3 protein-coding genes, 2 tRNA genes, 3 rRNA genes and 1 pseudogene are annotated in these 17,292 nt (G+C 56.4%); 6 read left to right on the forward strand and 3 right to left on the reverse strand.

Translation table 11 applies throughout. The features are described 5' to 3' along the window. Positions 1-28: 28 nt before the first annotated feature. Complete coding sequence (locus ACYZTM_RS27355; RefSeq protein WP_461985689.1) at positions 29-8,677, reverse strand: GH36-type glycosyl hydrolase domain-containing protein; 8,649 nt, start codon at positions 8,675-8,677, stop codon at positions 29-31. A 545-nt stretch (positions 8,678-9,222) separates the two neighbouring features. Continuing rightward, positions 9,223-9,921 (reverse strand): TetR/AcrR family transcriptional regulator, encoded by a 699-nt coding sequence (locus ACYZTM_RS27360; RefSeq protein ID WP_461985691.1) that lies wholly within the window; start codon positions 9,919-9,921, stop codon positions 9,223-9,225. A 101-nt stretch (positions 9,922-10,022) separates the two neighbouring features. On the opposite strand from ACYZTM_RS27360, the gene ACYZTM_RS27365 reads away from it, so the two are divergent. Next, positions 10,023-10,751: a nitroreductase family protein gene (locus ACYZTM_RS27365; RefSeq protein ID WP_461985693.1), complete on the forward strand. Its 729-nt coding sequence runs from the start codon at positions 10,023-10,025 to the stop codon at positions 10,749-10,751. Between the two features lie 141 nt (positions 10,752-10,892). On the opposite strand, the pseudogene ACYZTM_RS27370 reads toward ACYZTM_RS27365, so the two are convergent. Continuing rightward, a pseudogene (locus ACYZTM_RS27370) lies at positions 10,893-11,239 on the reverse strand (isochorismatase family protein); the annotation flags it as partial. Between the two features lie 797 nt (positions 11,240-12,036). Between ACYZTM_RS27370 and ACYZTM_RS27375 the strand changes: the two are divergent. The 5 genes from ACYZTM_RS27375 (at position 12,037) to rrf (ending at position 17,261) form a co-directional block, all read left to right on the forward strand. After that, positions 12,037-13,575, forward strand: a 16S ribosomal RNA gene (locus tag ACYZTM_RS27375). 123 nt (positions 13,576-13,698) lie between these two features. After that, positions 13,699-13,775: transfer RNA gene (locus tag ACYZTM_RS27380), tRNA-Ile, on the forward strand. A gap of 9 nt (positions 13,776-13,784) precedes the next feature. Continuing rightward, positions 13,785-13,860 (forward strand) — tRNA-Ala (locus ACYZTM_RS27385). A 239-nt stretch (positions 13,861-14,099) separates the two neighbouring features. Beyond that, a 23S ribosomal RNA gene (locus ACYZTM_RS27390) occupies positions 14,100-16,991 on the forward strand. A gap of 154 nt (positions 16,992-17,145) precedes the next feature. After that, positions 17,146-17,261: ribosomal RNA gene (gene rrf, locus ACYZTM_RS27395) — 5S ribosomal RNA — on the forward strand. Together the 16S, 23S and 5S rRNA genes with 2 tRNA genes alongside form the textbook arrangement of a ribosomal RNA operon. Positions 17,262-17,292: the final 31 nt, after the last annotated feature.

Raw genomic sequence — 17,292 nt, forward strand, 5'->3', positions numbered from 1 at the left:
CATGCACGCCAAGGTTGGTGATCAATGTCTACTCATCGGCGGCACGCTCGTATTCCAGCGCCTGAGGCCTGGGTGATCGGGCGCGGCAATCCACCCGAACCCAACGCTCCAGGCCGTCGTCATCCAGTGTCAGCGTAGCGTCACGCAATGGCTGGCCGTCGAGGGTCATGGAGGTGAAGGTCGAACTGCCCTGACGCACATCAAAATGGTAGAGGGTTTTGCCGAAGCGGTAGTGCAAGGTAAAGCCCGGCCAATCGACGGGTATCAGCGGTTCGATTCTAAGCGTGCGGCCGCTGCGTTGTACGCCCAGCAATGACTCGACTATCAGCCGGTACATCCAGCCGGCAGAACCGGTGTACCAGGTCCAGCCACCACGCCCGGCATGGGGAGCGGCGCCGTAGACATCCGCGGCCATGACATAGGGCTCGACCTTATAGGTGTCGATTTGAGCATTGTTGGCAGGGTCGGCGGGGTTGATCAGGTTCAACAGTTCCCACGCTTTGCCGGTTTCACCCAACTGCGCAAACGCCATGCCCGCCCAAACGGCAGCATGGGTGTACTGACCTCCGTTCTCGCGCACGCCAGGCACGTAGCCCTTGATATAGCCCGGGTCCAGGGCGCCCTTGTCAAACGGAGGATCAAGCAGCAACACGGCGCGGATGTCACGTTTGATCAGATGCTCATCCAAAGACTGCATGGCCTGGATCTGGCGCACCGCAGAGCCGGCCCCTGACAGCACTGACCAGCTTTGAGCAATGGAATCGATACGACATTCTTCATTGCTCGCCGAGCCGAGCAGTTGCCCGTCATCGAACCAGGCACGGCGATACCAGGCGCCGTCCCAGGCGTTTTGTTCGAGGTTGCGTTGCAGTGTCACCGCACCGTCGCTGCAACGCTTGGCAAATTCGTGATCACCGTGCAGGCGGGCGGTCACCGCGAATTGCTCCAACACCTGGTAGCTGAAGAAACCCAGCCAGACACTTTCACCTGCACCCAGATGGCCGACGCGATTCATGCCGTCGTTCCAGTCACCGGAGCCCATCAGCGGCAGTCCGTGATCGCCGCGACGCAGGCTATGTTCGATGGCACGCACGCAGTGTCGATACAGGGACTCTCGCAGGTGCGACACCCCGGGGAGGTCATAGTAGGACTCTTCGCCGGCCCCGAGTTGACGTCCTTCCAGGTACCCGGCGGTCTCTTCCAGTACACCCACGTCTGCGGTCATTTCAACATAGCGGTTGGTGGCGGCCACCAGCCATAAAAAGTCATCGGAGCAGGCAGTGCGAACCCCTCGATTCATCGGCGGGTGCCACCAGTGTTGCACGTCGCCTTCCACATATTGATGGCCGGCGCACAGCAACAGATGCGCCCGCATGGCTGCCGGATCGGCATGGATCATCGCCATGCTGTCCTGCAACTGATCGCGAAAACCGATGGCGCCCCCTGACTGGTAGTAGCCGCTTCGGGCCTGGAAACGGCAGGCGATGACCTGATACATCAACCAACCGTTGATCATGACATCAACCGCAGGCGCGCACGTTTCTATACGAATAGCCCCGAGCAATGAGCGCCAGTGTTCCCGTACTTTCTGCAGCTCCGCTGCGGCCGCCAGTCTGCCCCGATAGCGTTGCACCAGCTGGGTAGCGGCGTTGCTGGAAGAGGCAGCCCCCAGGCGCAAGATGACTTCCTTGCTGTCGCCATCGTTGAGGTCAACCGACACTTGCAGGGCGGCACAAGGGTCCACACCGCCCCCCATGCGCCCGGACAACCCGGCATGCTGCATCGCCGCCGGTGAGGCGAGGGTGCCACTGCGGCCAATGAATTCGGTACGGTCACCGCTGACACCGTGATCGACGGTGTCGGTGTCAAAGAACGCCACCCGCTCGGAGAACTCCACCGAGTAAGCGTTGCGGGCGAAGAAGGCTCCGCTGGCGGGATCCGATTGGGTGACCACATGCATCGCCGACTTGCTGCGCAGATCGCCCAGTACCCATTCCACATACCCAGTGACTGACAATGATCGGCTGCGTCCCGAGCGGTTGCTCAGCAACAGCCGCGAGAACTTGATCGGCGCATCCAGCGCCACATAGATCCACAGCTCGCTGTAAATGCCATCTTCTTCATGTTCGAACACGCTGTAACCGAAACCGTGACGGGTCCGGTACGGGCCTTGTCCGGGGCAGGGTTGAGGCGCTGCAGACCAGAAGTGCCCGGTCTCTTCATCACGCAGGTAAATGGCTTCGCCGCTGCGATCGGTGACCGGGTCGTTGTGCCAGGGAGTCAGGCGAAATTCGTGGGCGTTTTCGGCCCAGGTATAGGCACTGCCGGCTTCCGAGACCACCGTGCCCAGGTGTGCATTGGCAATCACGTTAACCCAGGGCGCGGGTGTCGGATGGGTCGCCAGCCCGTCGATGATGTACTCACTGCCATCGTCGCTGAAGCCGCCGTATGCGTTGCTCAGCAGCAGCGAGGGAGGGCTAGGTGGTACCGATGCCGACCGAGCCTGATAATTGCGGGTCGCAACAAACGACGCGTGCACCGGCAATACTTTGCGGCGGTGAATCTGTTCGGCAAGGCTGCCCAGATCTTCGCTCAGCACCAGCCTGGCAACCGAGAGGAACAGCACGCGATCTTCATTCGACATCTGCTGCGCGGGGCGCACAAAGATCCCGCCCGGGCGATCCAGCAGAGTGGCTTCACTGCCTGAGGTGATAAGGCCCATGATCGCGTCTTGCAGTTGCTGGCGATAACCCGCCTGATCTTCGTTCCAGATCAGCAAATCGACCACCAGGCCTTTTTGTCGCCAGTAGGCGTGGGCCTGAATCAGCTGCTGCACCAAGGCGATGTTGTCCAGGCTTTGGACCTGCAGCAAAACAATGGGCAGGTCGCCGGAAATGGCCTGACCCCAGAGTCCCGGCTGATTGCGGCGATTGGTAATCAGCACCGCATTGTCGGTGCGCATCGAGGCGTTCGCATACAGCAACGACGAGGCCATCTGCTCGAACAGACGGGCGTCGGACAACGAGGCATTGAGCTGACGCAGAAGCACCTGGCTATGGGTCCAGGACAGGTCGAACACCCGGTCAGCGAGGTGGCGGTCGCGGTATTTGTTGATGAGATAGAGGCAGCCGTCACGGTTGTCGGCTACGCCGGTGACCAAGTCGATAGTGGCCTGCTGGCCGGGTTGCAGGGTAATCCTGCAGCGAATCGCGACCACCGGATCGAGCACAGGGCCTGCACTTCCTGATAAGCGCTGACAATTGGCATCAAGGGCGGCAGGTGACACAAGGCTGCGTCCTCGGCCGATGAACCGGGCGCGATCGGTTTCGTACGAGATCGCATCAATGTCCACCCCGTGTGCCGCCAGCAAATGGCACATCCACGGCGTTGGTTCATCGCTGGCGCGGGGGCGGCGGCTGCACACAATGGCCTGAAGCGCAGGCAGTAATTCGGTCTGCACAAACAGCTTGCTGAATGCCGGGTGCATCGCGTCGCTGGCTGGGGATGTCAGCACGACTTCGGCGTAGGTGGTGATCTCCAGTGTTTTGGCCGATGAGGCTAGGTTTGTGACATGCAGGCGGCGCAGTTCGATGTCGTCTTCAGGTGAGACAACAATCTCCAGATGCGTGTCGAAATCCAGGTTGCGCGCACGGAACTCTGCACGGGAATCGCAGAAGATTGCCTCATGGCTCTCAGGTTTATGCAACGTCGGTTGATGCGCCGCCGACCAGACCGTGTTGGTCTGGACATCGCGCAGGTAGCAGAACATCCCCCAATTGTCTTGTGAGGTGTCCTCCTGCCAACGGGTGACGGCCATTTCATTGTGCCGGCTATATCCACCGCCGCCGCTGGTCAGCATGACGTGGTAGCGACCGTTGGAGAGTAATTGCACGGCCGGACGTTTGCGTCCTGGATCAGTGAACACCCGAAGCCCGGTGTCCTTGCTTTGGCCAACATCGCCGAGTACGGGCGACTGTGTGGTTTGCAGGTACGGCGCGGCGGCTTTTGGTACGCGCTCCTGTAGCAGCAGCAGGGCTGATCGCAACGCCGGGTCGGCCTCGAATCGCCGTTGCATGGGTTGATCGAGCAGTCGGCTGGTCAAGGCCAGCAAGCTCATGCCCTGGTGGTGAGCCATGAACGACCGAACTACGGTGAAGTGTTGGCCGCGCGGTAAGCGGGCCTCGGTGTAATCTACTGCTTCATACAAACCGAAACGTCCAGAGGAGCCCTGGGCAAGGCGTTGCAGGTTTTTGCAGGCCGCATCGGCATCGACCATCAACGCCAGGGCGCTGGCGTAGGGCGCTATCACGACGTCATTGCTCAGCCCGCGCTGGAGCCCCAGGGCCTGAACGCCGAAGGCGCGGTATTGATAATTGAAGTGCGCGTCGACGGTGGAGTAACCCGATTCCGAAACGCCCCAGGGAATGCCCAGTCTGTTGCCATGTTCGATCTGTACCGACACGGCGGCGCGGCAAGTCTGGTCCAGCAGGCTGCCCTCAAAGTTGCGCATCACCAGCATTGGCATCAGGTATTCGAACATCGAGCCCGACCAGGACAGCAACGTTGGTACGCCAGCGTTTTCACTCAGCAGCCTTCCCAAGGTGAACCAGGCACGTTGGGGGATTTGTCCTTGAGCGATGGCCACGTAATTGGTCAGCCGCACCTCGGACGCCAGCAGGTCGTAGTAACCGGTGTCGAGCCTGCGCTCCTCGGCGTTGTAACCGATGACAAACAGGTCACGCTGGTTGTCGTAAAGCAACGAGAAATCCATCTGCGCCAACGACGTCGCTAATAGCGCCAGACGCTCCAGGGTCTCCAGACGCTTCCCGGCGTCACTGCGCACCCGCTCGATTTGAGGATGATGGTCGACGGTCCAGTCGGCGGGGTTCAGACCTGCCAACTGGCGCAAGGTGCATGGCGACTCAGCCGTGACCAGGCGGGCAGGGAGTTGATAGCGCTGCAGTTCTTCTGTCCAGTCGATGCATTGACGGGCAAACGCTTCTCGCCAGTAGAGGCTTTCCTTGTCGGTGTCCGCTAGCTTGCTTGTGATCGTGATGTGAGCCGTTTGTAGCAGGTCTGCCAGCGCCTCGGTGGTCGCCGCTTGCGAGGCATGTTCAAGGCCTTCACTCAATTGGTTCAGGGCGTTTTCATCCGCGCCCGCGGCGCGCTGGGAGTCTGCAAGGATATCCAGGGTATCGCGCAGGCCCTTGATCACGGTAGGGCCGAACATTGGGGCGTCCGCAAGTTGCGCAATGCCGGTGCTCAAGGTCAGCAGCAGTCCCGCCAAGTTCCCGCTGTCGACGGTGGAGACGTAATGCGGACGCAACGGCTCGAGGGTCTGCGTGTCGTACCAGTTATAGAAGTGCTGCCGATAACGCTCCAGTCCGTCCATGCTGTCCAACGACGCCGCAAGCCGGGACAGCAGCCGTTCGGTACTCAAGTAGCCGAAATCGTGAGCGGCCAGGTGGGCGAGCAGGGACATGCCCATATTGGTCGGCGAGGTGCGGTGGGCAATGGCAGGCCTGGGTTCTTCCTGCACGTTGTCCGGTGGCAGCCAGTGATTCTGAGGCCCGACGTATTGATCGAAGAATGCCCAGGTCTTGCGCGCCAGCACTCGCAGGAAGCGCAAATCCGCCGTCGACGGTGCGAACTCCGACTGCCTGGGTGCCGAACTGAGCCACCAAGCGATCCAGGGGCCCGCTAGCCACGACAACAGCAGCGGACTGGCGATGGCCAGCGTCTGCGGATCCTTCGCCAGCAGGGCCAGTGAGATCAGGGCCGACACCGGCGCGATCCCCATCTGGCGATAGAGGCCAAGCAGCTGATTATCGGTGGTGCGCTCCACCTCGCGCGAGGGCTGCCATTGCAAAAGCCGGCGCCTGCTGAAGCCGATTCGCCAGAGCGAGCGCAGGATTGCATCGGCGCTGTAGAACATCTCGAAAGGCAGCCAGGCGAGCGTCAGACACGCCCGGGCCAGGTCCTGTGCCAGATCACCCAGCTGCGCCCTGAGGTATTGTCCGTAGGGCACATCGGCGGGAGGCTGCATCAGATCGGTCACCGCGCGAAGCAACGGTTGAATCACCATCAAACCGATGACTGTCAGGGTCCAGTTCAATGGCTGACTGCTGGCAAACCACCCCCATGCAAACATCAGCAACAGCGCTAGCGGTTCCAGGCTGCGTCGCAGATTGTCCAGAATCTTCCAGCGTGCCATGACGCTCAGTCTGTTGCGCACCCATTTGCCATCGGCGTTGCGCGCCCAAGGTAATGTCCACGGCAGCAGTTGCCAGTCACCGCGGACCCAGCGATGCCGTCGTTTGACATCGGCACCATAGCGCGAGGGGTATTGCTCGTAGACCTGCACGTCGCTGAGCAGGCCAGATCGTGCATAACAACCTTCGATCAGGTCGTGGCTGAGAATCTGGTTATCCGGCAAGCAACCTTCCAGAGCGCAGGTGAACGCGTCCACGTCGTAGATGCCCTTGCCGATGAAGGAGCCTTGCTGGAACAGGTCCTGGTAAACGTCCGATACCGACCGAGTGTAGGGATCGACGCCGGCATCACTGCCAAACAGGCGGGCGTAGATCGACCGCGTGGCGCTGGTCAGGCTGATGCCCACTCGCGGTTGCAACACCGCGTACCCGGAAATGATTTGCTCGCCCGCACTGTCGAACAACGGACGATTCAACGGGTGCATCATGGCCTCCACGCATTGGCGAGCGACATCGCGCGGCAGCAGGGTGTCGGTGTCCAGCGTGATCACATAACGCACCCCGCGCAATGGTGTGATGTCGCCGACGATGGCGTTGAAACGATCCAGTCCATTGCCGCGCAACAGGGCGTTGAGTTCAATCAGCTTGCCGCGTTTGCGCTCGTGACCCATCCATACGCGTTCGCTCGCGTTCCAGCGACGCGGCCGATGCAACAGAAAGAATCGGTCGCTGAGTCCGTCCGCGTATTTTCGGTTGAGCAGGGTGATTGCACGGCGGGCCCGTGTCAGCAACTCGGCGTCTTGCGGCTGTGACTCTTCAGTCGCATCCAGAAAATCGCTGAGCAACGCGAAATACAGGTTGCTGTCGCGGTTGGCGAGAAACCGCACTTCAAGACCTTCCACCAATTCGTCCACATCTGTCGGGCTGGCGATAAGCGTCGGGATCACTACAAGGCTTCGCGCCTCATCGGGAATACCGTTGGCGAAATCCATTTTCGGCAGAGTTGTCGGCAACATACTGAAAGTCACCAGCCAATTGATCAGGCTGATCGCCAGTCGGCTGGTCATGATCAGGCATGGAATCGCCATCATCAGAAGCGCTGAATCGGGCAGCCCGTCGCGCTGCGCAGAGGCCAGTAGAGGCCAGGCGAAGATGAGCGTCAGAAAAGCCACAGGCGCCAGATAAAACATCAATGGTGACTGCTGCAATAACCGTTTCCAGCGCTCATGAAGCGGTACCCGGGCGTTGAGCCGTCGCTCCAGCGTCGGCAACCCTGCGCTAATCAAGTAATACCCGACATGGCGGGCCAGCAACTCGCAAGAGACTGAGGCGGTTCCGGCTGCAGCGAGATTGATCGCGGCGCGGGCGACCTGGATTTCCGAGTGCTGGGGGCTTCTTCGAGCAAGGCGTTCAATGACATGCCGGTAGCTGTCACGGGTTTTGAAATCCATCGCCCGGTAAATCGCCGCCGGGTCTTCATTGAGAATCTGTTCGACATGACTCATCGACTCGACGAACTCGCGCCAGTCAGTGGCGGACAAGAGGCGCAAGCTGCCGATGCTGTTGCCGATGGACACCTGATCCGCCGCCTGTTGTTGCGCATCGAGCTGCACCTGACGTTCGATGCTGGAGCCTGTCTCACTCAGCATCTGCTCGATCCAGTTCAGCGCCAGAGCCAGGGCTGCGTTCTGGCCCTGCAGGCTGCGGGTGAATTCGGCGACAAAGGCGGGGGTCATCGGCGGTGCGGAGCGGGCCATGTCGGCAACGGTCAGCACCACGTTTTTGATGTCTCGTTCTGAGGTTTCGATCAAGCGCTCGGCCCAGTCATCAGCCAGATTGCGATCATCGGCGTTGGCCATCACCCGCGAGGCCACTCGCCGCAGGTTTTCGATCAGCGCCAGACGCAGCATGATCGGTATCGCCCACAGTTCGCCCAGCGCAAGGGGCATCACTGTCTGATAGGAAAGAATGAAGCGGCTCAGACTTTCCTCATCGACTCGACCGTCACCATGGGAGATGGTCTCCAGAGCGATGTCATAGACTCGAGGAAGCCCCGCGGACGGGCCGTTGATCAGGCGTGGCAACTCACGGCTATAGCCTTTGGGCAGGTGCGTTCTGGCGGTGCGGATGTGGTCCTCGACCAGATAGTAATTGTCCAGCAGCCATTCCGCTGCCGGAGTCACGCGTCGGCTGGACAGTTGCGCGTTGGACAGCGCCGTGCAGCTGCGCTTGAGCAGCTCCTCGTTATCATCGAGCCTGTGCAGCATCGAATCCCGTGCGGACAGCGTGGTCAGGCGATGCTGCCCGGCCAGGGCGATGCCGTGACTGGCCATCTGGTCGGCGCTGAATAGCTCCGAGCGCAATATGGGCTCGTATTCGAATCGGGGTCGGGGAAACTGTCGGCTTCGCCAAAAGCCGGACGAGCGGGAAAATACCTTCTGTATGCGTGTCCATATGCTGTTCATAAGGTCTTGAGCCTGAAAACGCATTGCATTTGCGTGCGTTTTGATAGGTGCGCCAACGCAGTGCGCCAGCCCCGAGCAGCGCCTGGTGGACGTAGCTTTTCAGCTTCAGTGTGGAGACTTGGAGGGCTGTTCGTCTGTTCGCTGGCGAACATAGCCGGCGCTCTTTGGATGCAGTCAAGTTAAATTGAACGCGTGAGCGCTGTTGATATCTACTTCCTACGGCAACCGGGGGGAGCATGATGAAAGAGGCGCGAAGAAGGCTGGCCCTTACAACCTGGCAAGAGCTCTTTACACTGTCCGAAAACCGCATCGATGCCGAGGACAGGTACGACAGGCTATTGAGGTCTGCTGACGACATGGAGTGCGAGGGCCTGATTACCAGTACCGAGTGGCGCAAACTCGTTCAACAAGCCGGAACGTTATTCGCAAGTAACGCAGAGTGCATGCGCGAGGCACGGGCGAGACAAAATCGGCACGTTGCCATTCAATGGTGGGCTCCGGCGAAAGTAGCGCGCTTCTAGTCGAAACCGCTTTGTCGATAACGTTTATGTCTCAGGCCTGGAGGCAAGCGTTGGGCGTGCACTGGCGTCAGTCTGCGACCTCACAGGTGTGTGCGTTTCATCTTGCAGCTGACTCCGGCATAGATAGTTTTCCAGCAGGACCACCACCTCAGTAACAAAACCTGGATGCCCAAGCAGTTTTGGCTGGTCAGCAGTCACGGTGTGGATGATTGCATGCGCTGCAATGCTCATCAGATAGATCGACAGATCAGGATCAGGCACGTGACTCATGAACGGTTTTAGTACATCCGAGAACTGTCTGCGAAGCTGATCATTGTCCTCCGGCAGGTGTCGTACCGTGCGCGGCAACTCTTCGTGAATGGCTTTGTGTACCGCTGGCGCAACGCGGTGTTCATTGACGATCATCTCGACAATAAGCGTCAGCGCGCCTCGAAGAGAGGGCTGGTGCGGCAAGACCTCTAACGCCTCTAACAGATCTGCACGCGTTGCCACGGCGTGACGCCGCTGTAACTCGGCAATCACCGCCTCCTTGTTCGGGAAGAACTGGTACAGCGAACCAATATTGACGCCGGCACGCTCGGCAATTGCGTTTGTTGTCAGACCCTCCCAGCCAACCTTGGTCAAAATGTAAGTCGCCGCTTGAATAATCGCATCGACCGTGGCACGAGAACGCGCTTGGGAGGGGATTTTCCTGGGGTTGACGGTCGATCGGCTTTTGCTCACGGAAGGCCCCAGAACATGAGTTTTTAAAATATAAGCTTTAACTTACGATTTGAGGGGTGGTGAAAACACAACGCGCCTTCTGTCCTTGAGATATTTGAACGATGAACACACAAGACTTCGTACGTCCTTGGGACGCCTTCCAGGCTGCGAATCGTTTTCGCAGAGCGATTCGCAAATTCAACTCCGTTCCCATCCCAGAGGATGAGGTTCATGCGCTGCTCGCTGAAGCGGCTTTTGCACCCTCAAGCGGGAATATGCAGCCTTATGAGCTGCACTGGATTCGAGCCCCGGCCTTGAAAGCCAGTATCGCAACGGCCTGCAACGGACAGAAAGCAGCCGCATCAGCAGCAGACTTTATTGTCGTTGTGGCCAATCCCGCGTTAGGACTACGTACAGCCCGAGCGCAACTCGCGCATGTTGAAAGCTCCCTTACGCTGGAACAAGACTCAAAAGCTTATTACCGAAAACAAGTTGGGATGTTTCAAAAAATCCTTGGAGTAGGTTCTTCCGCACTGTGGTCACCGCTTGTTCTCCTTGCGGCACTGATTCGGCCCACTTTGTCCCTGATTCCCATCGGTCATATCGGCGGTCGGCAGTGGGCCGCGCGCAATGCCATCTTCGCTGCGCAGACACTGATGCTTGCGGCGGCAGCGAAAGGCATCGACTCCTGTCCCATGGAAGGTTTTTCTGCCTCTCAGGTTGCCAGGCTCCTGAGACTTCCGCGGGGATCTGTTATTCCGCTCGTTATTGCGCTTGGTTATCGCGCCGATGATGCAAGGATTGAGGAGCGGTGGCGCTATCCGGTAATGGACATGGTTATTTCACACTGAAAGAAAACTTTTTCGATAGTAGTCGGGCCGACTCGATTGCGTTTCTTGCCTAATTAAAAATATTCAAAATTCGATTGAGGCTCACCTTTACGCCATGCCAATAGCCCGCTAAAGCGGGCTTTGGTTTTTGCGAGTAAGGCTTTAAGCCTGGCGCGCAGTAAATGCCGAGTAGCTGATCATCAGGTTCCGGTAGTTCGGAATGCGCTGGGACAGCAGATTGCCCAAGCCTTCAATGTCGTTGCGCCAGTCGCCCTGCAACTCGCAGGCTACCGAGAACCAGTTCATCATTTGCGCACCCGCTTGCGTCATGCGGGTCCACGCAACCTGTTGCACGTGGTGTTGAAAGTGCCGGAAGAGTCCGTGACCACGAACACCTCAAACCCCTCGGCCAGGGCCGACAGCGTCGGAAAGGTTACGCAAACGTCGGTCACGACGCCGGCGATGATCAGCTGTTTGCGACCGGTCGCCTTGATCGCTTTGACGAAGTCGAATCCACTCACATGCACTGCTGATCGAACTGGATGCTGCCACCATGGGCATCATGACGCTGGTTTCATCCCGCTGTGTTTCCGGGCCCGACTGGGACGACGCGACTATCTTCCTCGACATGGTAATGAAACACCGTGCCTGCGCCGGATAACCCGTGGGCGTTGTCCGCTACCGTAAATCGGCGGTTGTTCAAACGCTCGCTGATTTGAGAAAAGGGGATTTCCATAGATGTGACTCCTTTCAGCGTCTGTTTCTGGGCGGCTAGCGATTCTTCGTGGGACGCTGTTTTCTAGCCAGAGCTGACGGTGGCGACTGGCAGACAGCGTCCACGAATCAAGGGGTGCTTCAGTGACGATGTGGTCTGGGTTCTCTACTGCCTTATATGCTTTGTACGGACCTTGGATGTTTTCATAGTGGCAACCTGGGTTCTTTGGTAAGAAAAAGAATTTTTAGACGGGGGTTGACCACGTATTTTGATCGTGTATTATTCGCCTCCCGCTGACGAGCAGCTTGATGCTGACTTCAGCTTAAGTGATTGATTTTGATAATGAAATCATGAGCTTTTAAGGGTTGCAGTTTGAGAGAGCGTGCTGTAGAGTGCGCTCCTCGGTTGAGACGAAAGATCTTAACCAACCGCTCTTTAACAACTGAATCAAGCAATTCGTGTGGGTGCTTGTGGAGTCAGACTGATAGTCAACAAGATTATCAGCATCACAAGTTACTCCGCGAGAAATCAAAGATGTAACCAACGATTGCTGAGCCAAGTTTAGGGTTTCTTAAAAACCCAAAGATGTTTGAACTGAAGAGTTTGATCATGGCTCAGATTGAACGCTGGCGGCAGGCCTAACACATGCAAGTCGAGCGGCAGCACGGGTACTTGTACCTGGTGGCGAGCGGCGGACGGGTGAGTAATGCCTAGGAATCTGCCTGGTAGTGGGGGATAACGCTCGGAAACGGACGCTAATACCGCATACGTCCTACGGGAGAAAGCAGGGGACCTTCGGGCCTTGCGCTATCAGATGAGCCTAGGTCGGATTAGCTAGTTGGTGAGGTAATGGCTCACCAAGGCGACGATCCGTAACTGGTCTGAGAGGATGATCAGTCACACTGGAACTGAGACACGGTCCAGACTCCTACGGGAGGCAGCAGTGGGGAATATTGGACAATGGGCGAAAGCCTGATCCAGCCATGCCGCGTGTGTGAAGAAGGTCTTCGGATTGTAAAGCACTTTAAGTTGGGAGGAAGGGCATTAACCTAATACGTTAGTGTTTTGACGTTACCGACAGAATAAGCACCGGCTAACTCTGTGCCAGCAGCCGCGGTAATACAGAGGGTGCAAGCGTTAATCGGAATTACTGGGCGTAAAGCGCGCGTAGGTGGTTTGTTAAGTTGGATGTGAAATCCCCGGGCTCAACCTGGGAACTGCATTCAAAACTGACAAGCTAGAGTATGGTAGAGGGTGGTGGAATTTCCTGTGTAGCGGTGAAATGCGTAGATATAGGAAGGAACACCAGTGGCGAAGGCGACCACCTGGACTGATACTGACACTGAGGTGCGAAAGCGTGGGGAGCAAACAGGATTAGATACCCTGGTAGTCCACGCCGTAAACGATGTCAACTAGCCGTTGGGAGCCTTGAGCTCTTAGTGGCGCAGCTAACGCATTAAGTTGACCGCCTGGGGAGTACGGCCGCAAGGTTAAAACTCAAATGAATTGACGGGGGCCCGCACAAGCGGTGGAGCATGTGGTTTAATTCGAAGCAACGCGAAGAACCTTACCAGGCCTTGACATCCAATGAACTTTCCAGAGATGGATTGGTGCCTTCGGGAACATTGAGACAGGTGCTGCATGGCTGTCGTCAGCTCGTGTCGTGAGATGTTGGGTTAAGTCCCGTAACGAGCGCAACCCTTGTCCTTAGTTACCAGCACGTAATGGTGGGCACTCTAAGGAGACTGCCGGTGACAAACCGGAGGAAGGTGGGGATGACGTCAAGTCATCATGGCCCTTACGGCCTGGGCTACACACGTGCTACAATGGTCGGTACAGAGGGTTGCCAAGCCGCGAGGTGGAGCTAATCCCAGAAAACCGATCGTAGTCCGGATCGCAGTCTGCAACTCGACTGCGTGAAGTCGGAATCGCTAGTAATCGCGAATCAGAATGTCGCGGTGAATACGTTCCCGGGCCTTGTACACACCGCCCGTCACACCATGGGAGTGGGTTGCACCAGAAGTAGCTAGTCTAACCTTCGGGAGGACGGTTACCACGGTGTGATTCATGACTGGGGTGAAGTCGTAACAAGGTAGCCGTAGGGGAACCTGCGGCTGGATCACCTCCTTAATCGACGACATCAGCTGCTCCATAAGTTCCCACACGAATTGCTTGATTCATTGAAGAAGACGATAGAAGCAGCTTTAAGCTCCAAGCTGATAGCTCACAGCTAACAGTTACGCGCTCGAAATTGGGTCTGTAGCTCAGTTGGTTAGAGCGCACCCCTGATAAGGGTGAGGTCGGCAGTTCGAATCTGCCCAGACCCACCAATTTTGTATGGGGCCATAGCTCAGCTGGGAGAGCGCCTGCCTTGCACGCAGGAGGTCAACGGTTCGATCCCGTTTGGCTCCACCATTAACTGCTTCTGCTGTTAGAGTTTAGAAATGAATATTCTGAAGTGAATATTGATTTCTAGTCTTTGATTAGATCGTTCTTTAAAAATTTGGGTATGTGATAGAAAGATAGACTGAACGTTACTTTCACTGGTAACGGATCAGGCTAAGGTAAAATTTGTGAGTTGCTCTTAATTGAGTATTATCGAATTTTCGGCGAATGTCGTCTTCACAGTATAACCAGATTGCTTGGGGTTATATGGTCAAGTGAAGAAGCGCATACGGTGGATGCCTTGGCAGTCAGAGGCGATGAAAGACGTGGTAGCCTGCGAAAAGCTTCGGGGAGTTGGCAAACAGACTTTGATCCGGAGATGTCTGAATGGGGGAACCCAGCCATCATAAGATGGTTATCTTAAGCTGAATACATAGGCTTAAGAGGCGAACCAGGGGAACTGAAACATCTAAGTACCCTGAGGAAAAGAAATCAACCGAGATTCCCTTAGTAGTGGCGAGCGAACGGGGACTAGCCCTTAAGTGGCTTTGAGATTAGCGGAACGCTCTGGAAAGTGCGGCCATAGTGGGTGATAGCCCTGTACGCGAAAATCTCTTAGTCATGAAATCGAGTAGGACGGAGCACGAGAAACTTTGTCTGAATATGGGGGGACCATCCTCCAAGGCTAAATACTACTGACTGACCGATAGTGAACTAGTACCGTGAGGGAAAGGCGAAAAGAACCCCGGAGAGGGGAGTGAAATAGATCCTGAAACCGTATGCGTACAAGCAGTGGGAGCCCACTTTGTTGGGTGACTGCGTACCTTTTGTATAATGGGTCAGCGACTTATTTTCAGTGGCGAGCTTAACCGAATAGGGGAGGCGTAGCGAAAGCGAGTCTTAATAGGGCGTCTAGTCGCTGGGAATAGACCCGAAACCGGGCGATCTATCCATGGGCAGGTTGAAGGTTGGGTAACACTAACTGGAGGACCGAACCGACTACCGTTGAAAAGTTAGCGGATGACCTGTGGATCGGAGTGAAAGGCTAATCAAGCTCGGAGATAGCTGGTTCTCCTCGAAAGCTATTTAGGTAGCGCCTCATGTATCACTGTAGGGGGTAGAGCACTGTTTCGGCTAGGGGGTCATCCCGACTTACCAAACCGATGCAAACTCCGAATACCTACAAGTGCCGAGCATGGGAGACACACGGCGGGTGCTAACGTCCGTCGTGAAAAGGGAAACAACCCAGACCGTCAGCTAAGGTCCCAAAGTTATGGTTAAGTGGGAAACGATGTGGGAAGGCTTAGACAGCTAGGAGGTTGGCTTAGAAGCAGCCACCCTTTAAAGAAAGCGTAATAGCTCACTAGTCGAGTCGGCCTGCGCGGAAGATGTAACGGGGCTCAAACCATACACCGAAGCTACGGGTATCACTTAGGTGATGCGGTAGAGGAGCGTTCTGTAAGCCTGTGAAGGTGAGTTGAGAAGCTTGCTGGAGGTATCAGAAGTGCGAATGCTGACATGAGTAACGACAATGGGTGTGAAAAACACCCACGCCGAAAGACCAAGGTTTCCTGCGCAACGTTAATCGACGCAGGGTTAGTCGGTCCCTAAGGCGAGGCTGAAAAGCGTAGTCGATGGAAAACAGGTTAATATTCCTGTACTTCTGGTTATTGCGATGGAGGGACGGAGAAGGCTAGGCCAGCTTGGCGTTGGTTGTCCAAGTTTAAGGTGGTAGGCTGGAATCTTAGGTAAATCCGGGATTCTAAGGCCGAGAGCTGATGACGAGTGTTCTTTTAGAACACGAAGTGGTTGATGCCATGCTTCCAAGAAAAGCTTCTAAGCTTCAGGTAACCAGGAACCGTACCCCAAACCGACACAGGTGGTTGGGTAGAGAATACCAAGGCGCTTGAGAGAACTCGGGTGAAGGAACTAGGCAAAATGGCACCGTAACTTCGGGAGAAGGTGCGCCGGTGAGGGTGAAGCATTTACTGCGTAAGCCCATGCCGGTCGAAGATACCAGGCCGCTGCGACTGTTTATTAAAAACACAGCACTCTGCAAACACGAAAGTGGACGTATAGGGTGTGACGCCTGCCCGGTGCCGGAAGGTTAATTGATGGGGTTAGCTAACGCGAAGCTCTTGATCGAAGCCCCGGTAAACGGCGGCCGTAACTATAACGGTCCTAAGGTAGCGAAATTCCTTGTCGGGTAAGTTCCGACCTGCACGAATGGCGTAACGATGGCGGCGCTGTCTCCACCCGAGACTCAGTGAAATTGAAATCGCTGTGAAGATGCAGTGTATCCGCGGCTAGACGGAAAGACCCCGTGAACCTTTACTATAGCTTTGCACTGGACTTTGAATTTGCTTGTGTAGGATAGGTGGGAGGCTTTGAAGCGTGGACGCCAGTTCGCGTGGAGCCAACCTTGAAATACCACCCTGGCAACTTTGAGGTTCTAACTCAGGTCCGTTATCCGGATCGAGGACAGTGTATGGTGGGTAGTTTGACTGGGGCGGTCTCCTCCTAAAGAGTAACGGAGGAGTACGAAGGTGCGCTCAGACCGGTCGGAAATCGGTCGTAGAGTATAAAGGCAAAAGCGCGCTTGACTGCGAGACAGACACGTCGAGCAGGTACGAAAGTAGGTCTTAGTGATCCGGTGGTTCTGTATGGAAGGGCCATCGCTCAACGGATAAAAGGTACTCCGGGGATAACAGGCTGATACCGCCCAAGAGTTCATATCGACGGCGGTGTTTGGCACCTCGATGTCGGCTCATCACATCCTGGGGCTGAAGCCGGTCCCAAGGGTATGGCTGTTCGCCATTTAAAGTGGTACGCGAGCTGGGTTTAGAACGTCGTGAGACAGTTCGGTCCCTATCTGCCGTGGACGTTTGAGATTTGAGAGGGGCTGCTCCTAGTACGAGAGGACCGGAGTGGACGAACCTCTGGTGTTCCGGTTGTCACGCCAGTGGCATTGCCGGGTAGCTATGTTCGGAATAGATAACCGCTGAAAGCATCTAAGCGGGAAACTAGCCTCAAGATGAGATCTCACTGGGACCTTGAGTCCCCTGAAGGGCCGTCGAAGACTACGACGTTGATAGGTTGGGTGTGTAAGCGCTGTGAGGCGTTGAGCTAACCAATACTAATTGCCCGTGAGGCTTGACCATATAACACCCAAGCAATTTGAGCGTAAAAGCCAGATTGCGGTGTGTGAAGACGAAACGAACCGAAAGTTCGAGATACTCACAAAACACCAAACTATCGCATACCCATTCGCTGGAGCGTGAACCTGAAAAGGCCCACGACCTGGCTACCGAATTTCTTGACGACCATAGAGCATTGGAACCACCTGATCCCATCCCGAACTCAGCAGTGAAACGATGCATCGCCGATGGTAGTGTGGGGTTTCCCCATGTGAGAGTAGGTCATCGTCAAGATTAAATTCCGAAACCCCTATCTGCGTATGCA

The sequence above is a fragment of the Pseudomonas sp. MDT2-39-1 genome (assembly GCF_054898085.1).

Bases quoted from the DNA above. Each gene is read 5' to 3' on its own strand.
- ACYZTM_RS27365 (WP_461985693.1), top strand. From the start codon at position 10,023: ATGAACACACAAGACTTCGTACGTCCTTGGGACGCCTTCCAGGCTGCG.
- ACYZTM_RS27355 (WP_461985689.1), bottom strand. From the start codon at position 8,677: ATGAACAGCATATGGACACGCATACAGAAGGTATTTTCCCGCTCGTCC.